The sequence below is a fragment of the Limnohabitans sp. INBF003 genome, assembly GCF_055396645.1.
Genome location: NZ_AP029222.1, coordinates 3,117,908 through 3,138,941 on the forward strand (window position 1 = coordinate 3,117,908; position 21,034 = coordinate 3,138,941).

The following is a 21,034-nucleotide window of genomic DNA, read 5'->3' on the forward strand; positions in this document are numbered from 1 at the left end:
AACATGACGCTGCGTTGGCTCAGGCCACGGCCTTGAGCGTGCGCAAACGATCAATCTCTGCCGCGCTCAGGCCCAGGCCCTGCAACAGTTCGTCGGTGTTTTCGCCTTGCTGGGGCGGCTGGTGGCGCACGCCCAAGCGCTGGCCGTCCATGGTGAAGGGGAACAGCGCAGCGCGGGCGGTCTGCCCGGCCTTGGGGCCATCGGTCAGGCGCACATCGGCCAAGCCGCCGGTCGCATTCAGGTGCGGGTCGTCAAACAGTTCTTCGGGCTTGACGATGGGCGCAAAGGGCAGGCCTGCTTTTTCAAAAATGGCGGTCAATTCGGCGGCGGTGAAGGCTTCCAGGCGGCGGCGCAGTTCGGGCAGCAACTCGGCGCGCAGCGAGACGCGGGCGTTGTTGTCAAAGTAACGCGCATCGGCCTTCAAGTCGGCAAAGCCCAACACATCGCAGAAGGTGGCCCACTGCGCATCGCTCACAGCGGCCAGGAAAATCTGCTCGTTGTTTTTGACGGTGAACACGTCATACACCGCCCAGGCCGAGATGCGGTTGGGCATGGGCTCGGCGGCCTGACCGGTGATGGCGTATTGCAGCATGTGCTGGCCGACCAGGAACACGTTGTTCTCAAACAGGGCCGACTGGATCTCTTGCCCGCGCCCAGTGATGCCGCGCTGGATCAGCGCGCCCAACACGCCGATGGCGCCGAACATGCCGCCCATGATGTCGTTCACGCTGGTGCCTGCGCGCAGCGGGTCGCCGGGGCGGCCCGTCATGTAAGCGAGGCCGCCCATCATCTGCACCACTTCATCGAGCGCCGTGCGGTGGTCATAAGGACCGGGCAAAAAGCCCTTGAGGCTGGCGTAGATGATCTTCGGGTTGCTGGCCGACAGGCTGGCGTAGTCGAGTCCGTACTTGGCCATGGAGCCGGGCTTGAAGTTCTCGGCCACCACATCGGCGGTGGCGCACAGGCGGCGCGCCATCTCGGCCCCTTCGGGGCTTTGCAGGTTGAGTTGGATGCTCTTCTTGTTGCGGTTGAACATCGGGAAAAAGCCCGCGCCCGAACCCAGCAAATGCCGCGTGCGGTCGCCCTCGATGGGCTCGACCTTGATGACTTCGGCACCCATGTCGGCCAGCACCATGCCGCAGGTGGGGCCCATGACCATGTGGGTGAACTCGACGACGCGCAGGCCTTCGAGCGGGAGTTTCTTGTCGGAATTGTTCATGCCATCACTTCTGGGGTGCGCAGGGTCTTGGGCAAACCCGCCTGCGCGATCGAACCATGCAGGCATTCGCCTGCGAGCCACTGCGCCACTTGGGCACGCAAAGCCATGAGCTTACCGAAATCGATGCCGGTGTCGATGCCCATGCTGGCAAACAGATACGCCAGGTCTTCGGTCGCCACATTGCCGCTGGCCCCCGGGGCGTGCGGGCAACCGCCAATGCCAGCCAAGCACGCGTCAAAACGGGTCTCACCCGCTTGCAGCGCGGCCATCACATTGGCCATGCCCAAACCGCGTGTGTCATGAAAGTGCCCGCAGGCCAGCCTGTCACCCGCCACTTCGCGGGCCCGGGCAAACAACTCGCCCACCTGTCGCGGGTCGGCGTAGCCCACGGTGTCGGCAATACCGACACGATCCACCCCCAAGGCCAGCACGGCTTTGAGTAAGCGCAGCACTTCCTCGACCTCGACCCGGCCTTGGATGGTGCAGCCCAGCGCGGTGCTCATGCCCACTTCGATGCGGATGTTCGAGCCGCGTGCGCGGCGCGCTTCCACCATGGCGGCGATCTCGGCCAGCACCTCGTCGGGCGTCTTGCGCAGATTGGCCAGGCTGTGCGCATGGCTGGCCGACAGGGGCAGCAGCATCCAGTCAGCCCCGCTGTCCATGGCGCGCTCGGCCCCTTTGAGATTGGGCACCAGCACCGAGACCACCAGACCTGGCAGGGTTTTGGCAAAGGCCACCAGTTCGGCCGTGTCGGCCAGCTGGGGCAGCAATTTGGGCGGCACGAAAGAGCCGACCTCGATCTCGCGGATGCCCGCGTCGTAAGCGCCCTGAATCCATTGCAGTTTTTGCGCGGTGGGCAGCGTGCGGGCGATGCTCTGCAAGCCGTCGCGCAAGCCCACTTCGCGGACCGTCACGCGCTGGGGCCAATGAAATGCGTTCATGCCAAATGTCCTTGTCTCTGTACTGGCTGCGAGTTTAATGTTTCCAATCGATCATACAATTCAATTTTGGAAGCCTATTTGTTCCGACATGGAATAACTTGATGCGTGACCTTGACCTGACTTCGCTGCGCCTGTTCGTGACCGTCTGCGACACGGGCAACATGAGCCGTGCCGCCGAAAAAGCCAACATGGTCGCCTCGGCCGTGAGCAAACGGCTGGCCCAGCTCGAAGCCACCGTGGGGGCCAGCCTGCTGACCCGGCGCAAGCACGGCGTGGTGCCCACCCCCGCTGGCGAAACCCTGCTGGAACACGCCCGCAGCATGCTGCTGAGCGCCAGCCGCATCGAGCGCGACATGGCCAGCCACGCGGCGGGCATCCAGGGGCGGGTGAATTTGCTGGCCACGGCCTCGGTCATGGCCGAGTCGCTGGCCGACGAGATCGCCGGGTTCCTGAAGATGCCGGAGCACCAGAACATCCAGATCGACCTCGAAGAACGCATCAGTCCCGAGGTGGTACGCGGCATCCGCGAAGGCGTGGCGTCGATTGGCATTTGCTGGGATGCCGCCGAAACCGGCCTGCTGCACACGCGCACCTACCGCCACGACCACCTGAGCGTGGCCGTGCCCCGGGGCCACCCACTGTGCGCGCTCCAGGCGGTGCGTTACGCCGACACGCTCGACTTCGAGCATGTGATCATGCCGGTCAACTCGGCGGTCGAGGTGATGCTGCAACGCGAAGCCAGTGTGCTGGGCAAGCGGCTGCAGCACCGCGTGATCGTCACCAACTTTGAAGCCGCGCTGCGCGTGGTGCGGGCGGGGCTGGCGATTGCGCTGGTGCCCCGCGAGGTGACCACGCTCTATGCAGAAGCCTATGGGCTGGAGATCTTGCCGCTGCAAGAAAACTGGTCTGAGCGGCGCTTCATCTTGTGTCACCGGGGTGAAGACGTGCTGAGCCCGGCGGCACAGCTGCTGCTGAACTATTTGTCTGCCGCACACCCCGACCACTGAACTGTTGACCATGACCGATCCTGCATTGCAAACCCTGTTGCCCGAGGCCTTGAAATCACCGCTCAAGCTCTTGTACCTGTGCCAAGAGGCCGCGCTGATCGGCCGTCAACTGGCGGGCGAGACCCTCACACGGGAACAAGCCGGGGCACTGCGTGACGATGTCTCGACCGACGAGATCACGCCGGTGCACATCCTCAGCCATTACGACGACACGCTGGGCGATTTTGCACACACCGGGCTGCGCTGCGAAGGTGTGAACCCGATCGCGCGGCGGGCGCTGCGCCAGGCAGGCTTTGCCGTGCTGGTGGCAGGCCGCCGCTACGGCAAGGGCTCGTCACGCGAACACAGCCCTACTGCCGAAAAGCTCGCGGGCGTGCAGCTGGTGATCGCAGAAAGTTTTGAGCGCATCTACCGCCAGAACGCCGACAACATCGGTCTGTTCACCTCGACCGATTTCGGTTTGCTGGACCGCATCGAACGCGGCGAAGCCATTACGCTGGCTGATCTGCTGCAGGGACGCGAGCCGCTGGCGGCCTCGATCTTGTCGGCTGGGGGTCTGCTGCTTTGGGGGCAACGCTTTTTGAGTGGGAGTGAAACCTCGCTCACGAATGTTCGCCTGAGCCACAACACCCATTCGGCCGCGGGGGCGACCTCCCACACAGAAACCGCCACACACACTGGGCATGCCGAAGCCGCCGCTCTCTGTGGGAGCGAGCCCCTGCTCGCGAATGCGGCCCCCCAAACCCTGTTTGAAAAAATCCTGCAACGCCACCGCCTGCCCGCGCCGCACACGCCCGAACTACCGCAAGCCGGTGACGGCCTGTTCGTGCGGGCCGACTGGCGCTTCATCCACGAGTACTACACCGGCATGGCCGACACCTTGCTGCGCGGTGCATTGAGTAATCACTTCACACTGCAACGCCCCGAACAAATCGTGGTGTTTGAAGACCACACCTCTTACGTCGACGAAAGCCCGGCCCATGTGCGCGGCGGGTTGATCGCCAACATGCACGCCATGAGCCAGGCGCAACGCGACTTTGCGGCGCGCCACGGCCTGCGCATGCACCGCACCCTGACCGACGCCGAGGTGCTGCAGGACGACGGCAGCAACGTGGCCGGCATCTCGCACGCCATGGTGGCCGAGCACTACGCCCTGCCCGGCCAAGTGGTGGTGGGCACCGATTCGCACACGCCGCACAGCGGGGCCTTGGGCTGCGTGGCCTTTGGCGTGGGCACCACAGACATGGCCAACGCCTTTGTGACCGGTGCGGTGCGCGTGACGCTGCCCGAATGCGTGCAGGTCAAGCTGCAAGGCCAACTGCCCGCAGGCGTGACCGCCAAAGACCTGATGCTGCACTTGCTGGCATTGCCATTCATCCGCGAAGGCCGAGGTGTGGGTAAGGTGTTTGAATTCACAGGCCCCGGCATCGCCCACCTGAGCACCGACGAGCGCGCCACGCTGACCAACATGTGCGCCGAGTTGGGCGGGCTGACCGGCATCGTGGCCCCAGACTTTGAAACCGTGCGCTTCTTGAAAGAACGCAGGGGCGTGGACTTCCGCGTTGAGGACTGGATGCACAGCGACGCCGCTGCACACTTTGTGCACCGCATGGCCATTGATCTCAACACCTTGAGCCCCATGGTGGCCCGCCCAGGCGACCCGGGTCAGGGTCTGGCCTTGAGTGACTTGCAAGAGCGCGTGCGCATCGACATCGCCTATGGCGGCTCTTGCACCGCTGGCAAACGCGAGGACTTTGACCATTACCACACCGTGCTGGCATGGGGGCTGGCGCACGGCCTGCAAGTGGCCGAGGGCGTGCAGGTGTTATTGCAATACGGCACCACAGCCGTGCGGGACTACTGCATCGACAAAGGCTACGACAAGACTTTTGCGGCCATGGGCGTGCGCATTTTGCAGCCCTCGTGCGGGGCCTGCGCCAACTGTGGACCGGGCTCGTCGACCGATGCGGCGCAGGTCACGGTGAGCGCCATCAACCGCAATTTTCCGGGCCGCTCAGGGCCTGGCCAAGTCTGGCTGGCCAGCCCGCCCACCGTGATGGCGAGCGCGCTGGCAGGAGAACTGCTGTCATTTGAGGATTTGCAGCGAGGCGTGGCCGCAGGCTGAATGGCTCAGCGGTAAAACGCCTCGACTTTGCCCTTGAGCTTGATCATCAGGGGTTGGCCTTTGCGGTCCAACGTTTTGCCTGCCGGAACTTTGACCCAGCCTTCGCTGATGCAGTATTCCTCGACATCGTTGCGGTCCTTGCCATTGAAGCGGATGCCGATGTCGTGCTCAAACACAGCGCGCACATGGTGTGGGCTGCGGGCGTCGATGGACAGGTGATCGGGCAATTCGGGGCGAGCAGCAGCAGAAGTGGCGGGGTTATGGGCTTCGGTCATGGTGATTCGGCAAGATATTTGAAACAGCTGCTGATTCTGCACGATTTGACACGGTACACAGTGGCAGAATCCCCGGTCGTTCAATACACACCCTGCGTGCTTTCATCTGCACCTGCGAAGCCTCTTTGGCTCTGATCCCCACTGTTATGACCTTTCACCCCGCCGGCACGCTCGGCATTGATTTCGGCACCTCCAACTCCGCCATGGCCTGGGTTGGCGCACAAGGCAGCGCCCGCCTGATACCCCTCGAAGGCGAAGCCTTGGCCATGCCCACGGCCGTCTTCTACAACGCGGAAGACAGCAGCACCCACTTCGGGCGAGATGCCCTCAAGCACTATCTGGAAGGCACCGAAGGCCGCTTGATGCGCTCGCTCAAAAGCCTGCTGGGCAGCCCCTTGCTGCTGGAGACCACGCAGATCGGGCACCAGCAGATCAGCTTTCAGGACATCATTGGCACCTACCTGGCGACCCTGCGCGAACGCGCGACCCGAAGCCTTGGTACGGCTCCCCGCCGTGTGGTGATGGGTCGGCCCGTGCACTTTGTGGACGACGACCCCGAGCGCGATGCGCAAGCCGAAGCATCGCTGCGTCAGGCGGTGCAATCGGTGGGGTTTGAGGAGGTGTCCTTTCAGCTGGAGCCCATCGCCGCTGCGCTGGATTACGAACAGCGCCTGACGACAGAAAGCACCGTGTTGGTGGTCGACTTGGGTGGTGGCACCTCGGACTTCACCGTGGTGCGCCTGGGGCCTGACCGCATGAAAAATGCCGACCGGGGTCAAGACATCCTGGCCACCACTGGCGTGCACATTGGCGGCACCGACTACGACCGGCAACTGAACCTGGCCCAGGTCATGCCCCTGCTGGGTTACAAGCACATCGGCCCCGAGCAACGCGAAGTGCCCAGCCGCGTGTTTTTTGATCTGGCGACCTGGCACCTGATCCACTGGCAATACCAGCCCAAAGCCATCAGCCACGCCAAAACGCTGCGCAGCAACTACAGCGACCCGCGCCTGCACGAACGCCTGATGCAGGTGCTGACCGAACGCCACGGCCACCACATGGCGCACGAGGTGGAGCAAGCCAAAATTCGCTGCTCAGTGAACAACGCCGACACGGTGATTGACCTCTCGGTCATTGAGCGCAACCTGCAAGCCACCTTGGGCGTGGCCGACATGCAACCCCATCTGCATGAGCTGTTGGCCCGCACGGTGGCCTGTGCGCGCGAGTGCGTGCAACGCGCGGGCTTGACCGACGCTTCGCTGGATGCGATTTACCTCACGGGCGGTTCTTCGGCCTTGCGCACGTTCCAGCAGGCCTTGCAGGCCGAGTTTGCGGGGGTGAAACTGGTGGAAGGCGATTTGTTTGGCGGCGTGGCGCTGGGACTGGCGTACAGCCGCTGAGCAGACACAAAAAAGCCACTCAGGCATGACACCTGAGTGGCTTTGCAGACCGTTTCAGCCAATCAGCTCTTCACACTGCCCAAAGCCGCATTGAAGGTCGCGCTGGGGCGCATGATGGCGGCCAGCTTGGCCTGGTCAGGCATGTAGTAACCGCCAATGTCGACAGGATGGCCCTGCACAGCATTGAGCTCTTCCACAATCTTCTTCTCGTTGTCAGTCAGTTGCTTGGCCAAAGGCGCGAACTGGGCTGCCAATTCCTTGTCTTCGATTTGCGCAGCCAACTCCTGTGCCCAGTACATGGCCAGATAGAACTGGCTGCCACGGTTGTCGAGTTGACCTGTCTTGGGAGACGGGTTCTTGTTGTTGTCGAGCAGCTTGCCTGTGGCGGCGTCGAGCGTCTTGGACAACACGGTGGCCTTGGCATTGCCGGTCTTCAGACCCAGGTCTTCCAGCGACACGGCCAGGGCCAGGAATTCACCCAGCGAATCCCAGCGCAGGTGGTTTTCTTCGACCAGCTGCTGCACGTGCTTGGGCGCAGAGCCACCGGCACCGGTTTCGTACATGCCGCCACCGGCCATCAAAGGCACGACCGACAGCATCTTGGCCGAGGTGCCCAGTTCCATGATCGGGAACAAGTCGGTCAGGTAGTCACGCAGGATGTTGCCTGTGGCGCTGATGGTGTCCAGACCGCGCACCACGCGCTCCAGGGTGTAACGCATGGCACGCACCTGGCTCATGATCTGGATGTCCAGACCCGAAGTGTTGTGCTCGTGCAGGTACATCTTGACCTTGGTGATCAACTGGGCTTCGTGCGGACGGTACTGATCGAGCCAGAACACCACAGGCATGCCGGAGTTGCGGGCACGCGTGACGGCCAGCTTGACCCAGTCACGGATCGCCGCGTCCTTGACCTGGCACATGCGCCAGATGTCGCCGGTTTCCACGTTTTGCGAGAGCAGCACTTCGCCGGTGTTCAGGTCGGTGATGTTGGCCACGCCGTCTTCAGGAATCTCAAAAGTCTTGTCGTGCGAGCCGTATTCTTCGGCTTGCTGGGCCATCAGGCCAACGTTGGGCACGGTGCCCATGGTCTTGGGGTCAAAGTTGCCATGCCATTTGCAGAAGTTGATCATCTCCTGGTAAATGCGCGCAAAAGTCGACTCGGGCATCACGGCCTTGACGTCTTTCAGACGACCATCGGCGCCCCACATCTTGCCGCCGTTGCGGATCATGGCGGGCATGGAGGCGTCCACGATCACGTCGTTGGGCGAGTGGAAGTTGGTGATGCCTTTGGCCGAATCGACCATGGCCAGCTCGGGGCGGTGCTCGTGGCAGGCGTGCAGGTCACGCTTGATCTCGTCTTGCTTGGACTGGGGCAGCGTGGCGATCTTGCCGTACAAATCGGCCATGCCGTTGTTCACGTTCACACCCAGCTCTTCAAACAATTTGGCGTGCTTGGCAAACGCATCTTTGTAGAAGATCTTGACGCAGTGACCGAACACGATGGGGTGCGAGACCTTCATCATGGTGGCTTTGACGTGCAGCGAGAACATCACGCCGGTCTTGTGTGCGTCTTCGATTTCCTGCTCGTAGAAAGCTTCGAGGGCTTTCTTGCTCATGAACATGCTGTCGATGACTTCACGGTCCAGCAAAGAGACTTTGGGCTTCAGGATGATGGCCTTGCCGCTCTTGGTGATCAGCTCCATCTTCACTTCACGGGCGCGGTCCAAGGTCATGGACTTTTCGCCGTGGTAGAAGTCGCCAGCGTGCATGTGCGATACATGCGAGCGCGAGGCCTGGCTCCACTCGGCCATGCTGTGCGGGTTCTTGCGGGCAAACTCTTTCACGGCGCGGGGTGCGCGGCGGTCAGAGTTGCCTTCGCGCAGCACAGGGTTCACGGCAGAGCCGGTGCACTTGGCGTAGCGGGCCTTGAGGGCCTTTTCTTCATCAGTCTTGGCATTCTCAGGATAGTCAGGCAGGGCGTAGCCTTTGGACTGCAGTTCCTTGATGGCGGCAACCAGCTGGCCAACGGAGGCACTGATATTGGGCAGCTTGATGATGTTGGCAGAAGGGTTCAGCGTCAGTTTGCCCAACTCGGCCAGGTTGTTCGGGGCGCGCTGCTCGGCCGGCAGCAAGTCAGAAAATTCACCCAGGATACGGGCAGCCACCGAAATGTCGCTCTCGGCCACTTCGATGCCGGCAGGGGCTGCAAACGTGCGGATGATCGGCAGGAACGAGGCTGTGGCCAGCAAGGGGGCTTCGTCTGTCAGGGTGTAAATGATCTTGGATTTGTCTGCAGCCATGGGTACTCTCGTTATCAGGGTGTGTAAAAAGGAATACGTCGTTCGGCGGTACGTCGAACCGTTTCGGAAATCGCCCTTTTAAGGCGGTTTAACCCATGACTTTATCTCAAATGCCCCCCTGTTTTGCTTACGTGATGCCGCAGCCAGCACCTGCGTGCAGTCCAACTTGGGGGGCCAACAGCCGGGCGATTAAACTGACACCCCTTCAGACACACGCCAAATCACCGGACTTGGCGTCCCCTTACCCGGCCAGCGCCCTTTGAGCGCGGCCCCCAACCTAGGAACACACCATGGGCGCGCAATGGAAAGCCAAAGGCAAAGCACAAGCCGCAGACGCCAGAGGCAAATTGTTTGGCCGTCTGGCCAAAGACATCATGATCGCGGCTCGCAACGGCGCCGACCCCGCTGCCAACTCCCGCCTGCGTCTGGTGGTCGAGCAGGCCCGCAAGGTGTCCATGCCCAAAGAAACGCTGGAGCGCGCCATCAAGAAAGGCGCAGGCCTGCTGGGCGATGCGGTCAGCTTTGAGCGCGTGATCTACGAAGGCTTCGCGCCCCACCAAGTGCCGGTGATGATCGAGGTGCTGACCGACAACGTGAACCGCAGCGCGTCCGAAATGCGGGTGCTGTTCCGTAAGGGCCAGCAGGGCACATCGGGCTCCGTGTCGTGGGACTTTGACCATGTGGGCTTCATCGAAGCCGAACCCGCCCAGGCCGGGGCCGACCCCGAACTGGCGGCCATCGAAGCCGGTGCACAGGATTTTGAGCCCGCCGACGAAGACGGCGTGACCGTGTTCATCACCGAAGCGACCGACCTGGACCTGGTCAGCCGCGCCCTGCCCGCGCACGGCTTCACCGTCGTGTCGGCCAAGTTGGGCTACAAGCCCAAAAACCCAGTCGACCCGGCAAACCTGAGTGCCGAACAGCTCGAAGAAGTCGAAGCCTTTCTGGGCGCGATTGACAACAACGACGACGTGCAGAACGTGTTTGTGGGCTTGGCAGGCTAAGCCATCACACAGGAGTCATCGCATGAAACGCCGCTTGACCAGCCTGTTGTTGACCTTGGCCTGTCTTTGGGCAAATGCCGAAGAAAAAATGGTCAAGCTCGACATCGGTCGAGCCGATGGCCATTTGCCGATTTATGTCATGACGCAGCCGCAGGCAACCGCCACCTTGGTGCTGCTGCCTGGCGGTGACGCCAACACAGGCAAGATCGTGGATGGCCAGCCGACCAGCAAGAACTTTTTGGTGCGCAGCCGCGCGTTGTTTGCGGCCCAGCAATTCAACGTGATTGTGGTCTTCAGAGCTTCTGATTTGCAACGCCTGGACTACGACTACCGCATCAGTCCCACACATGTGCAAGAGCTGGCCGCGGTGGTGCGCCATGCCAAGCAACTGAGCGATGCACCCGTGTGGCTGGTGGGCACCAGCCGAGGCACGGTGTCTGGCACGGCAGCCACGATTGCTTGGCCCCAAGGCACGGTGCAAGGTTTGGTCCTGACTTCCAGCGTGACATCCAACAAGCCTGGCGCCATTGCCACACAAGCCATTGGCAAAATTGCGGTGCCCACCTTGGTGGTGCACCACAAGCAAGATGCCTGCAAGATCTGCTTGCCCCAAGAGGCGGCCCGCATCACCGAGGGCCTCAAGTCGGCACCGATCAAGAAATTCATCATGGTCGAAGGCGGCTCCGATCCGGTGGGCGACCCCTGCGATGCGCTCCACTGGCACGGCTTCATCAACCATGAAAAAGAAACCGTTCAGCTGATCACCCACTGGATCAAATCACCCCAAAACTGAAGCGGTGAACTGGCGCACAGAAAAGATCCGGCCCGCCGATTAAGGTGGGTGGATCTTTTTGGGGGAGCGATCCATGAATCTGGCCAGTCTGTGTCGACGCGAAATCATTTCTGTCAGCGCTCAAGCCTCGGTAAACAAAGCCGCCGAGCTGATGCGCGTTCACCATGTCGGGGCGTTGGCTCTGACCGATCCTGAAGACCCGGCGCAGGTGGTGGGCGTGGTGACCGACCGGGATCTGGTGGTCGATTTGCTGGCACAAGGACGTTCACCGGAAGAACAACATGTGGGCGCATTCAGCAGCGTGCATTTGATCCGGGTACCTGGAACATCCAGCGTGTACGAAGGCGTGCAAGCCATGCACCAACACGGCGTGCGGCGTATTTTCGTGACCGAACCCAGTGGTCGCCTCATGGGCTTGCTGTCCGTTGACGATTTGCTGGTCAGCATCGCCGATGAACTGAACGGCTTGTCGGAGGCCTTGCGCATCGGCATCGACATGGAAAGTGCAAGAACTTCACCCATGTTCAAACCCGGTGAACTGCCAGGGGGCATGTACCTGGCGCAGCATGAGCCTTGATGCCAAGGAGGCTCACGGGGCGTTGGCGTGAATGTGTCAGGGAACGGCCACAACAAACTGCCAAGAAACCAGCTCTCCAAAAAACAAGCCCGGCCAGTGAACTGGCCGGGCTGATGGGTCGTCACGAGAGGATCGTCCCAAAGTTTGCCCAAAAGAAGAGTTGTCGTTCTGATGGGCGGGGCGCATGAATGCGCCCCAGAGGATGCTTCGGTCAGTCGCCCGACGTCAGCGATGCCACTTTAAGCCTGCTCATAAAGTGCGGTCAAGCCACTGTTACAAATAACTTGCCGCTCAGGCGCAACCTCTGCGCTGCTGCACCGCCTGCGCCAGCGCCTGCAGCACCGGCACGGTCTGCGCAAAGCTGATACAGGCGTCGGTGATCGACACGCCGTATTGCAAAAGCTGGCCGGGCTTTTGGTCTTGGCGGCCTTCTTGCAAATGGCTTTCGATCATCAGGCCCATGATGCGGCGGTCACCTGCCGCGATCTGCGCGGCCATGTCGTGCGTCACCTCGATTTGTTTGCTGTGCTGCTTGCTGCTGTTGGCGTGCGACACGTCCACCATCACTTGCGGGGCGATGCCCGAAGCCTCCAGCGCTTTGCAGGCGGCATCGACATCGGCGGCCGAATAGTTGGGCGCTTTGCCGCCACGCAGGATGATGTGCACGTCCTGGTTGCCACGCGTCTCGAAGATCGCGGCCTGGCCCATCTTGGTCATGCCCATGAAAGCGTGCGGGGCCTTGGAGGCCACCACCGCATCGGCCGCGACCTTGACGCCGCCATCCGTTCCATTCTTGAAGCCCACCGGACACGACAGGCCGCTGGCCAGCTGGCGGTGGCTTTGGCTTTCGGTGGTGCGTGCACCGATCGCGCCCCAGGTGACCAGGTCGCTGATGTATTGCGGGCTGAGCAGATCCAGAAACTCGGTGGCCACCGGCAGGCCCAGGTCGATGATGTCGAGCAACAATTTGCGCGCCATCTCCAAGCCCTGGTTCATGGCAAAGCTGCCGTCCAGGTGCGGGTCGTTGATGTAACCCTTCCAGCCCACGGTGGTGCGAGGTTTTTCAAAATAGACGCGCATGACGATCTGCAGGTCTTTGGCGTGCTTGTCGGCTTCGGCCTTGAGCAGCCGGGCATAGGCGATGGCCTGGTCGTGGTCATGGATCGAACAGGGCCCGACCACCACCACCAAACGGTCGTCCTGGCCTTGCAGCACGTTCGAGATGTCTTGGCGCGAGCGCTCGACCAGCGCCAGATGCGCAGGCGCTGCGGGCAGCCGCTCTTCGAGCAGCGCAGGCGTCATGAGGGGGCGCACCGAGGCAATGCGGGTGTCGTCGATGCGGGTTTTGTCTTGGGTGGAAAGCATGGGGGTGTATCAGGGTTGAGTCGGAAAAGTGTAAGGCCTCGTCACAGCGGCAAACCCGCGCTCACAGACGCAAAGCGGTGTGTTGCACGTTGGTAGGATTTTTGTAGGAGCTTGCCTGCAAGCGATCAACAGCGGGCCACGTTCGCTCATCGCCAGCAGGGCTGGCTCCTACAAGGTCCAGTCAGCCAAATCGCGAAGGCGAGTAAGGCGTCGGGTCGATCCAGGTGGACTGGCCCTGCACCATCTCGGCCAGCAAGCGCCCCGCCACCGGCCCCAGCGTGAAGCCTTGGTGTGCATGGCCGAAGTTGAACCACAGCCCCTTGTGGCGCGGCGCGGGCCCCGTCACGGGCAGCATGTCGGCGGTGCAGGGGCGTGCGCCCAGCCAAGGGGCCTCGGGCAAAGGCTCGCCCAGGTCTACCAACTCACGCGCCAGGGCTTCGGCCTTGGACAATTGCACGGGCGTGGGGCGTGCATCGATGGGCGCAAATTCGGCCCCCGTGGTCAGGCGCAGGCCGCGCTGCATGGGGGCCAGTACATAGCCGCGCTCGGCATCCAGGATGGGTTGGCGCACCTGAGCGGGCGAGGTGTAGTGCTGGTGATAGCCGCGTTTGATGAACAACGGAAAACGGTAACCCAGTGTGCGGATCAGCCCGTCGGCCCAAGGACCGAGCGCCAGCACCGCCTGCTGGGCATCCACACGGCCTTCGGTGGTCTGCACGGACCAACTGGCCCCTTGCGATTGCAAGCTGGCCGCATCGCCCGTCAACACACGCCCACCCCGCGCCACGAACAAGTCGGCATAGCGTTGCACCAATGCACCCGGGTTGTTCACCGCCCACGGGTCTTGCCAATGCACCGCACCCGCCAGCGATGGGCGCAAAGCGGGTTCGGCCTGCGCCAGCTGGGCGGTGTTCTCGGCTTGGTAGCGCACACCAAAGCGGTCGTGCAGGGTCGATGCCCGTTGCGCCGCCTCGTCAAATGCCTGGGACGTGCGGAACACAAAGCGAAAGCCTTCACGCGCCACCAACGCCTGCGCGCCCGCAGCGGCGATCAGCAGGTCGTGTTCATGGGTGGCGTGGGCAATCAATCGGCTGTAGGCCTCGGTGGCGCGGGCATGCGAAGCCGGGCGTGAATTTTGAAAGTAGCGCCACAACGATCCGGCCATCTGCCACAGGCCACGCGCATGCCAGTGGACCTCGGCCCCCCGCCCCAAAGCGGCGTTGAGCAAAAAGTCCGGCTCACGCGGAAAGGCATAGGGCTCGACCGCCTCTTGCTGGATCAGGCCCGCATTGCCCAACGAGGTCTCTTGACCGGGCGCACGCCGGTCGACCAGCGTGACCTCGAAACCGCGCTGCTGCAAATGCAAGGCGGTGCAGGTGCCGACCATGCCGGCACCGAGAACAAGGATGGAAGAAGTCATGGCATTTCAAACAGCGTTGTGGCTGTCCACCTTAGCACCCCCAGCCTGGATGGGCGGGTGCGTCACGATGCTTTTGAGTTCGGGCCGGGGCTGCTGCAAAGCCGCCATGTCGGGCCGGGGTCTGTCCAAACCTGTTTGCGTTTTGCCCCATTGCTCCAGCGCCGCCGCCATGCGCAGCAAGTGCGCATCGCGGTGCAGCGGGCCAATCATCTGCAGGCCAAACGGCATGCCCGCTTCGTCGCAGCCCAGCGGCAGCGACAGCGCCGGGTTGGTGGCCAGCGTGACCATGTAGGTCAGGCTCAGCCACTCGTAATAGTTGCGCTGTTTCTGGCCATCCACCACCTCGGCGTACAGCTCGGTCCACGGAAACGGCGACAGCGGCGTGACCGGCGACAGGATCAGGTCATAGTGCTCAAACGCCGCTTGGAACTGGCGATTGATGCGCGTTTGCGCCAAGTGCGACCAAGCGCGGTCGCCCAGGGTGATGTTGGCGGCCATTTCCACATTGGCACGCACGTTGGGCCCCAGCGTGTCGGGCTGGGTGCGGTAGACCTCTTCAAAGGCGGCAAAAAAACTCTCGGCGCGGATCACGTCAAAGCAGCGGTGGCCGTCGCTCAGGTCCCACTGCAGCGGCTCGCACACGGCCACTTCGCGCGAGATGGCCTGCACCCGTTCGCGAAACGCCCGGCGGACCATCGGGTCCACCGCGCAGGCACCAAAGTCTTCGGTGTACGCCACGCGCAGCTGGCGCAAGTCAGCAGGCTGCATGGGCCAGAACGCTTCATGCTGCACGCCCAGGCTCAGCGGGTCCATGGGATGCGGGCCCACGCTGGCTTGCATCATGAAGGCGGTGTCGGCCACGTCGCGGCCCATGGGGCCGAGCACCGAAACCGCCGACCAGCCCAGCGGGCGCATGTCGTTGGCGATCAAGCCGGGCGATGGCCGCAACCCCACCACGCCACACAGTGCCGCCGGGATGCGCAGCGAGCCGCCCGTGTCGGAACCCGTGCACAGCGGCAGCATGTCGCAGGCCAGCGCGGCCGCCGAGCCGCCCGATGAACCGCCCGCGTTGAGTGAAGGGTTGAACGGGTTGCCCGTGGCGCCCCAAACCGGGTTGCGGCTGTTGGCACCTGCGCCCATGTCGGGCGTGTTGGTCTTGGCGGTGACGATGGCACCGGCCGCACGCATGCGCGCCACATAAGACACATCGCGCTCGGGCACATGGCCACGCAAGCGCACATTGCCGCTGGTGGTGAGCAGCCCGGCCGTGGCCTGCAGGTCTTTCACGCCCAGCGGCAGGCCGTGCAGTGCAGGCAAGGCCTCGCCCCGCATGACCTGCGCTTCGGCTTCGCGGGCCGAGGCCAATGCGCGCTCGTAGTCGGTCGCGCAGATCGCGTTCACGGCCGGGTTGTAGGTTTCAATCTGGTCGATGCAGGCCTGCATCAGCTCGACTGGCGAGATTTTTTTCTCGCCAATCTGGCGGCGCAGTTCAACCGCGCTGTGTTCCACCAAAGCCATGCTGCTCACTCCATCGGAATATTGGCGCGGTGCACATAGGCGCGCAACAAGGGCAGCTCTTGCGCCACCTTGGTGTCGTACACACTGCCGGGCTGGAACAACACGTCCAGGCCGACCTTTTGCAGCTCGGCCTTGACGGCAGGATCGTTCAGGCTGTCTTTGAGGGCCTTGGTCAATTTGCCGCTGACCTCGGCGGGCATGCCACGGCGTCCGACAAAACCAATCCAGGGCACCATTTCGTAGTCAGGAAAACCCGCTTCGGCCACCGTGGGCACCTGCGGCATCTGGGGTGAACGCTGGCGTGTGGTCACGGCAATGGCTTTGACCTTGCCGGTGGCCATCTGAGGCATGGCGGCCACGCTGGTGTCAAAGCTCAGGGGAATCTGCCCGCCGATCAAATCCGTCATGGCCGGGGCACTGCCACGGTAAGCCACATGCACCATGTTGGCCCCGGTCATGACCTTGAACATCTCGCCCGCCAAGTGCGCCGACGTGCCCACGCCGAATGAACCGAAGTTCAGACCTTTGGGGTCGGCTTTGGCCAGCGCCAGCAGTTCCTTCACGTTGTTGGCGGCCACTTTGGGATGGGCCAACAAGACCAGCGGGGAACTGCCGATCAGACCGATCGACTCAAAGTCTTTTTGCGGGTCGTAGGGCAAGTTCTTTTTCAGCGCGGCATTGACGGTGAAGGTGGTGTTGGACGAAATCAGCAAGGTGTAGCCGTCGGGGGCCGACTTGGCCACGGCGGTGGCGCCGATGGCGGTGCCGGCACCGGCCCGGTTGTCGACAATGACCGTCTGGCCCAGGCGCTGACCCAGCGGCCCCGCCAGCTTACGCGCCAGGATGTCGGTGGCACCGCCCGGTGGGTAGGGCACCACGAGTGTGATGGCTTTGTCGGGATAAGCGGCTTGCGCCAGCAAATTGAGGCCGCACAAGAGTGTGGCCAAAAGGGTCTTTTTCATGTCATGTCTCCTGGGACTGAAACGATTGAAGGTATTGCGACAAGACCTGCAGCTGCGCGGGCATGGCCGCTGCAGGTGAAAACGGTGCGACCAGACCCATGCCGCGCAATGCAGACAGGACAAACTGGACACGCGCCTCGGCCTGGGGGCCTTGGCACATTTCGGGGAAACTTTGTGCCACGCGCTGGTGCAGACTGGCCGTCAGCAAGCCACGGCGTTCAACGATGTGGGCCACCATGAGTTCATCTTCTCGCGCCGCGAGATAAGCCGACCACGCCACCGTGAAACGCGGCTGGCCATACAAAGTGGCCCAGGCTTGCTGCACAAAGTGGTCTGCCCGCCGCTGGAGACGCCAATGTGCGGGGGGCCAGAAATCGCTGTTCTCTTCGAGCTGCGCGATCAAGCGGGTGATCACCTCCAGCATCAAGGCGGCCTTGCTCGTGAAGTGGTGCTGGACTGCGCCAGCGGTCATGCCTGCGGCACGGGCCACTTCGTGCACCGACACCTGGCCATGGCCTTTGGCGTGCATCAGCCCCAAGGCGGCGTCCAGCAAACGCTCGCGCGTTTGTTCGCTTTTGATTTGGTGCAGCGTGCGGCTCATGGTGTGGGTGTCGGGATGCGGAGAGTCAAATTGCATTATGGTCGTAATGCAATTGATCGTTCCACCGTGCAAACCCCTAAGCCTGAACGGGCCAACCGCCCAAAGCGGCAAAGCCGGATCAGCGCTGTGCTGCGGCCTTGGCCTTGTCGGGTGAGCCCTCCAGCCCCGCCAGCAAGGCGCTGTTGTTGCCGCCAATCACCATCTCGAATTTGTTGTCCACAAAGGTGTAATCAAAGTAGCCCATGCGCGCCAGCGGCTGTATTTTGAGGATATTGAGCAGGCCTTGGCCGTCGATCACGTCGTCGTCGATGTGGATGGCCACCACCCGGCCAAACACCACGTCGGCCGTGCCCATGGGGGGCACACCCGGAAAACGCAGCGTGTTGAGGTAGACGCACTCGAACTGGATGGGCGAGCCCGCCACCCGCATGGGTTTCACCTTGCGCGAGGGCAGCTTGACGAGGCCGGCATGCTCGAACTCATCGACACCGTGCGGCAACTCTTCGGCCGACTTGTTGACCGCATCGCGTAGCGCATAGGTCGCCATGTTCCAGACGAATTCGCCGGTCTCTTCGGCGTTGCGCACCGAGTCCTTGCGTTGACCGCCCGTGTTCTGGTTGGCCGAGAACATGACGATGGGCGGGTTGAAGGTGACGTTTTGAAACTGGCTGTAGGGCGCCAGGTTATGACGGCCCTGGCTGTCCACCGTCGAAATCCAGCCAATGGGGCGCGGCACCACACAGGACTTGAAGGGGTCATGGGGCAGACCATGGGGCGTCACACCGGGTTCGTAGTACATGGTGAATTCCTGGAAACAAGACAAATGTGCCGGGCCGTGGGCAGCGCAGCACGCTCGGCGTCCATCCTAAAGGTGTTTGGCCATGGCGTTCACGTCCAGCCCAAGTCGGCCTTGGACTGCACAATGGGGTTTTGCGCTCTCGGGTCTTTGACAAGACCGCCACACCATGACCACCCACGACCTCCAACAAGCCTTGACCGACCTGTTTGCCCCTTGGGTGCAGGCCCTGAACCTGAAAGTCGAGCGCTTTGACGCCGACAGCGTGACTTTGCGCCTACCCCAAAGCGATCAACTCTCGCGGGTGGGCGGCATGTTGTGCGGCCAGGCCATGATGGCGGCGGCCGACACGGCCATGGTGTTGGCCTTGATCAACCACTTTGGCACCTTCCGGCCTTGCAGCACGGTGCAACTGTCGAGCAGCTTCATGAAGCCGCTGTCTGGGCAAGACGCTCTGGTCACGGCGCGCGTCTTGCGGGCGGGCAAGGCCATGGCGTTTGGCGAAATCGACCTGGCTGGGGGCAACGACGGCAAGAGCGTTTTCCGGGCCAGCACGACCTACGCCTTGATGTAAGACAAGCGCTGGCCGGGCTTGGCTACAATACGTCTATTCTTGTTTTGAGGTTCCCCATGTCTGCTCACAACGACACACACACATCTGACGATCCCGTGGAAAACGTGGTCAAGCACATTCCCGTGGTCATTCCGGCCGCTGGCGCCGTGTTGATTTTCTTGCTGGCCTTCATCGCCGTGTTCATGGCCTGAGGCTTTTGCACTCTGCGGTGCCCGCCCATCGGCAGCACCACCCAGCAAAAAACCCGCAACGGCTTCGGCTTTGCGGGTTTTGTTTTGGGCGGTGCCCGCCTGCAATCAGGCTGAGGTTTCGCGCACGGGCATGATGTGCAGTGCGCCGGGCGCAATCAGCAGCTGAACCCATCCACCCGCATCGACCTGAAGTCGGTCCAGCAGACGAGTGGTCAGGTTCAGGGTGATGGACTGAGCGGGCAATGCTTCTGGTGTGAGTGTGCACAAACTTATTTCACCCAAGGCCAACACCTCGACCAAGCGGCAGCGCAGCCGGGTGGCCCGCGCGTCGCCTTGAGCAAGTGTGCTGGCATCGGCCAACACATCGACCTGTTCTCCGTTGAGCACCCAGGTCACAGGCGTGCCATCGTCGATCTTGTTTTTGTCCACCACCGTCAAATCGATGGCTTCGTGTCCATGCCCCGCTGGCGTCCAGCGCAAGCGCGCCCAACCGGGCGTGTCTTTGTAGAAACGGCCCTCAAAGTGGTTCTGGATGCCCACCAGCTCTGCCACACGGGCGTTGCGGGGGCTGGCGAACACCCTTGAAGGTTGCCCCGTTTGCAAGGTCTGACCGGCGTCCACAATCACCACCCGGTCAGCCAGGCGGCGGGCCTCGGCCAGATCGTGCGTGACCAGCACCATGGGCACAGACACTTGCTGGCGCAAGGCCGCCAGTTCGCGGTAAAGGGTTTGGCGTGTGGGCGCATCCACGGCAGAAAAGGGCTCGTCCAGCAGCAACACGCCCGGCACAGCGGATGGCGTGGGCAAGGTCTTGGCAGCCGATGGTGTCGGCATGACACGCACCAAAGCCCGCGCCAAAGCCACGCGCTGTTGTTGCCCGCCAGACAGTTCGGCGGGTCGGCGCTGCGTGAGTGCATCCAGCCCCATGCGCTTGAGCAAGGCCTGCACGTCAGCAGCCGACCAGCCGGGCCCTGCGGCCAGCGCGACATTGGCATGGGCGGTCATGTGCGGGAACAAGGCGTAATGCTGAAACACCAGGCCCGCACGGCGCTGCTGCGGACTCAGGTGCACGCCAGCGGCTGTGTCGAGCCAGCTTTGCCCATCCACCCGAATACAAGCCTGCACATCGGCAGGTGTCCACAAACCGGCAATCGCCCGCAGCATGCTGGTCTTGCCACTGCCCGAAGGACCGACCAAGGCCACCAGTTCACCTGCGCCGCAGTCAAACTCGGCCTGCAAGCGAATGGGACTGCGCGAATGGAGCTGAACTTGCAAGCCCGACATCAACGCTCCTGCAGGGCTCGGCCACGCTGGCCTACCCGGTCAAACGCCAAGACCAATGTCAACGCCAGCAAGGACACGCCCACCAGCACCAAGGCCATCACATGGGCCGATGGCAAGTCCATGCCCTGCACCTTGTCGTAGAGCGACACCGACAAGGTGCGGGTTTCGCCTTCGATGTTGCCGCCCACCATGAGCACCACACCAAACTCGCCCAGCGTGTGCGCCACGGTGAGCGCCATGCCCGCCAGCAAGCCGGGCCAGGCCAGCGGCAATTCAATGCGCCAAAACGTCTGCCAAGTTGACAGCCCCGAAACCCAGGCCGCTTCACGCAGGCTGTGCGGCACCGCCGCAAACGCCCGCTGAATCGGCTGCACCATGAAAGGCAAATTGACCAGCACGCTCACCAACAGCAAGCCCTCCAAGGTGAACACCAGCCGAATACCCGAGGCCGCCAACCACGCCCCCAAGGCGCTGCCTTGACCCAGCGCCACCAGAAAGTAAAAACCGATCACCGTGGGGGGCAAGAGCAAAGGCAACAACAACAAGGCTTCGATGAAGGGGCGACCCAGCCAAGAGGTCACGGCCAGCCAGCGGGCCAGAGCCAAACCCAGCGGCAACAAGACCAAGGTGGTCAATGTCGCCAAGGTCAGCGAGACGGTGAGAGCGGGCCAATCCATGGGTC

The 21,034-nt window shown here is 62.6% G+C and carries 20 protein-coding genes; 8 read left to right on the top strand and 12 right to left on the bottom strand.

Annotated elements, in window-relative coordinates:
• Positions 1 to 19: 19 nt before the first annotated feature.
• Both ACZ5VE_RS14585 and ACZ5VE_RS14590 read right to left on the bottom strand, forming a co-directional pair.
• Positions 20 to 1,219, bottom strand: coding sequence for a CaiB/BaiF CoA transferase family protein (locus ACZ5VE_RS14585; RefSeq protein WP_464455835.1), 1,200 nt, complete (start codon positions 1,217 to 1,219; stop codon positions 20 to 22).
• The gene (locus tag ACZ5VE_RS14590; RefSeq protein WP_464455836.1) at positions 1,216 to 2,160 is read right to left on the bottom strand and encodes a hydroxymethylglutaryl-CoA lyase; all 945 of its coding nucleotides are present in this window, start codon (positions 2,158 to 2,160) and stop codon (positions 1,216 to 1,218) included. The genes ACZ5VE_RS14585 and ACZ5VE_RS14590 overlap by 4 nt, the downstream gene beginning before the upstream one ends.
• Before the next feature lie 101 nt (positions 2,161 to 2,261).
• On the opposite strand from ACZ5VE_RS14590, the gene ACZ5VE_RS14595 reads away from it, so the two are divergent.
• Positions 2,262 to 3,167 carry a LysR family transcriptional regulator gene (locus ACZ5VE_RS14595; RefSeq protein WP_464455837.1) on the top strand — a complete coding sequence of 302 codons (906 nt, stop codon included), beginning with the start codon at positions 2,262 to 2,264 and terminating at the stop codon, positions 3,165 to 3,167.
• Between the two features lie 10 nt (positions 3,168 to 3,177).
• Positions 3,178 to 5,292 (top strand): aconitase family protein, encoded by a 2,115-nt coding sequence (locus ACZ5VE_RS14600; protein ID WP_464455838.1) that lies wholly within the window; start codon positions 3,178 to 3,180, stop codon positions 5,290 to 5,292.
• A gap of 5 nt (positions 5,293 to 5,297) precedes the next feature.
• Here the strand turns inward: ACZ5VE_RS14600 and ACZ5VE_RS14605 are convergent, their stop codons facing one another.
• Positions 5,298 to 5,567 (bottom strand): DUF3297 family protein, encoded by a 270-nt coding sequence (locus ACZ5VE_RS14605; protein WP_464455839.1) that lies wholly within the window; start codon positions 5,565 to 5,567, stop codon positions 5,298 to 5,300.
• Between the two features lie 146 nt (positions 5,568 to 5,713).
• On the opposite strand from ACZ5VE_RS14605, the gene ACZ5VE_RS14610 reads away from it, so the two are divergent.
• On the top strand, positions 5,714 to 6,967 hold the full coding sequence (locus ACZ5VE_RS14610; RefSeq protein WP_464455840.1) for an Hsp70 family protein: 1,254 nt from the start codon (positions 5,714 to 5,716) through the stop codon (positions 6,965 to 6,967).
• A 62-nt stretch (positions 6,968 to 7,029) separates the two neighbouring features.
• Here ACZ5VE_RS14610 and ACZ5VE_RS14615 read toward each other — a convergent pair whose 3' ends face one another.
• Positions 7,030 to 9,267, bottom strand: a complete 2,238-nt coding sequence (locus tag ACZ5VE_RS14615) for an NADP-dependent isocitrate dehydrogenase (protein WP_464455841.1) — start codon at positions 9,265 to 9,267, stop codon at positions 7,030 to 7,032.
• A 290-nt stretch (positions 9,268 to 9,557) separates the two neighbouring features.
• Between ACZ5VE_RS14615 and ACZ5VE_RS14620 the strand changes: the two genes are divergently transcribed.
• The 3 genes from ACZ5VE_RS14620 to ACZ5VE_RS14630 all read left to right on the top strand — a co-directional run bounded on the left by ACZ5VE_RS14620 (position 9,558) and on the right by ACZ5VE_RS14630 (position 11,641).
• On the top strand, positions 9,558 to 10,271 hold the full coding sequence (locus ACZ5VE_RS14620) for a YebC/PmpR family DNA-binding transcriptional regulator (protein ID WP_464455842.1): 714 nt from the start codon (positions 9,558 to 9,560) through the stop codon (positions 10,269 to 10,271).
• Between the two features lie 22 nt (positions 10,272 to 10,293).
• Positions 10,294 to 11,064, top strand: a complete 771-nt coding sequence (locus ACZ5VE_RS14625) for an alpha/beta fold hydrolase (RefSeq protein WP_464455843.1) — start codon at positions 10,294 to 10,296, stop codon at positions 11,062 to 11,064.
• A 73-nt stretch (positions 11,065 to 11,137) separates the two neighbouring features.
• Positions 11,138 to 11,641 carry a CBS domain-containing protein gene (locus ACZ5VE_RS14630; RefSeq protein WP_464455844.1) on the top strand — a complete coding sequence of 168 codons (504 nt, stop codon included), beginning with the start codon at positions 11,138 to 11,140 and terminating at the stop codon, positions 11,639 to 11,641.
• A 291-nt stretch (positions 11,642 to 11,932) separates the two neighbouring features.
• On the opposite strand, the gene ACZ5VE_RS14635 is transcribed toward ACZ5VE_RS14630, so the two are convergent.
• From ACZ5VE_RS14635 to ACZ5VE_RS14660, 6 genes are all read right to left on the bottom strand, one after another.
• Positions 11,933 to 13,006: a 3-deoxy-7-phosphoheptulonate synthase gene (locus tag ACZ5VE_RS14635; RefSeq protein ID WP_464455845.1), complete on the bottom strand. Its 1,074-nt coding sequence runs from the start codon at positions 13,004 to 13,006 to the stop codon at positions 11,933 to 11,935.
• 181 nt (positions 13,007 to 13,187) lie between these two features.
• Positions 13,188 to 14,426, bottom strand: a complete 1,239-nt coding sequence (locus tag ACZ5VE_RS14640; protein ID WP_464455846.1) for an NAD(P)/FAD-dependent oxidoreductase — start codon at positions 14,424 to 14,426, stop codon at positions 13,188 to 13,190.
• A gap of 6 nt (positions 14,427 to 14,432) precedes the next feature.
• The gene (locus tag ACZ5VE_RS14645; RefSeq protein ID WP_464455847.1) at positions 14,433 to 15,944 is read right to left on the bottom strand and encodes an amidase; all 1,512 of its coding nucleotides are present in this window, start codon (positions 15,942 to 15,944) and stop codon (positions 14,433 to 14,435) included.
• 5 nt (positions 15,945 to 15,949) lie between these two features.
• A complete protein-coding gene (locus ACZ5VE_RS14650) occupies positions 15,950 to 16,906 on the bottom strand; it encodes a Bug family tripartite tricarboxylate transporter substrate binding protein (RefSeq protein ID WP_464455848.1) in 957 nt (318 codons plus the stop codon).
• Position 16,907: 1 nt separating this feature from the next.
• Positions 16,908 to 17,507: a TetR/AcrR family transcriptional regulator gene (locus tag ACZ5VE_RS14655; RefSeq protein ID WP_464455849.1), complete on the bottom strand. Its 600-nt coding sequence runs from the start codon at positions 17,505 to 17,507 to the stop codon at positions 16,908 to 16,910.
• Positions 17,508 to 17,625: 118 nt separating this feature from the next.
• Positions 17,626 to 18,306 (bottom strand): flavin reductase family protein, encoded by a 681-nt coding sequence (locus ACZ5VE_RS14660; protein WP_464455850.1) that lies wholly within the window; start codon positions 18,304 to 18,306, stop codon positions 17,626 to 17,628.
• Positions 18,307 to 18,472: 166 nt separating this feature from the next.
• Here ACZ5VE_RS14660 and ACZ5VE_RS14665 point away from each other — a divergent pair, with 166 nt between their 5' ends.
• Positions 18,473 to 18,877, top strand: coding sequence for a PaaI family thioesterase (locus ACZ5VE_RS14665; RefSeq protein WP_464455851.1), 405 nt, complete (start codon positions 18,473 to 18,475; stop codon positions 18,875 to 18,877).
• Between the two features lie 56 nt (positions 18,878 to 18,933).
• Positions 18,934 to 19,068 carry a hypothetical protein gene (locus tag ACZ5VE_RS14670; protein WP_255417455.1) on the top strand — a complete coding sequence of 45 codons (135 nt, stop codon included), beginning with the start codon at positions 18,934 to 18,936 and terminating at the stop codon, positions 19,066 to 19,068.
• A gap of 105 nt (positions 19,069 to 19,173) precedes the next feature.
• Here the strand turns inward: ACZ5VE_RS14670 and ACZ5VE_RS14675 are convergent, their stop codons facing one another.
• Entirely contained in the window at positions 19,174 to 20,352 is a 1,179-nt protein-coding gene (locus ACZ5VE_RS14675) for an ABC transporter ATP-binding protein (RefSeq protein WP_464455852.1), read from the bottom strand.
• Positions 20,352 to 21,029, bottom strand: a complete 678-nt coding sequence (gene modB / locus ACZ5VE_RS14680) for a molybdate ABC transporter permease subunit (RefSeq protein WP_464455853.1) — start codon at positions 21,027 to 21,029, stop codon at positions 20,352 to 20,354. The genes ACZ5VE_RS14675 and modB overlap by 1 nt, the downstream gene beginning before the upstream one ends.
• Positions 21,030 to 21,034: the final 5 nt, after the last annotated feature.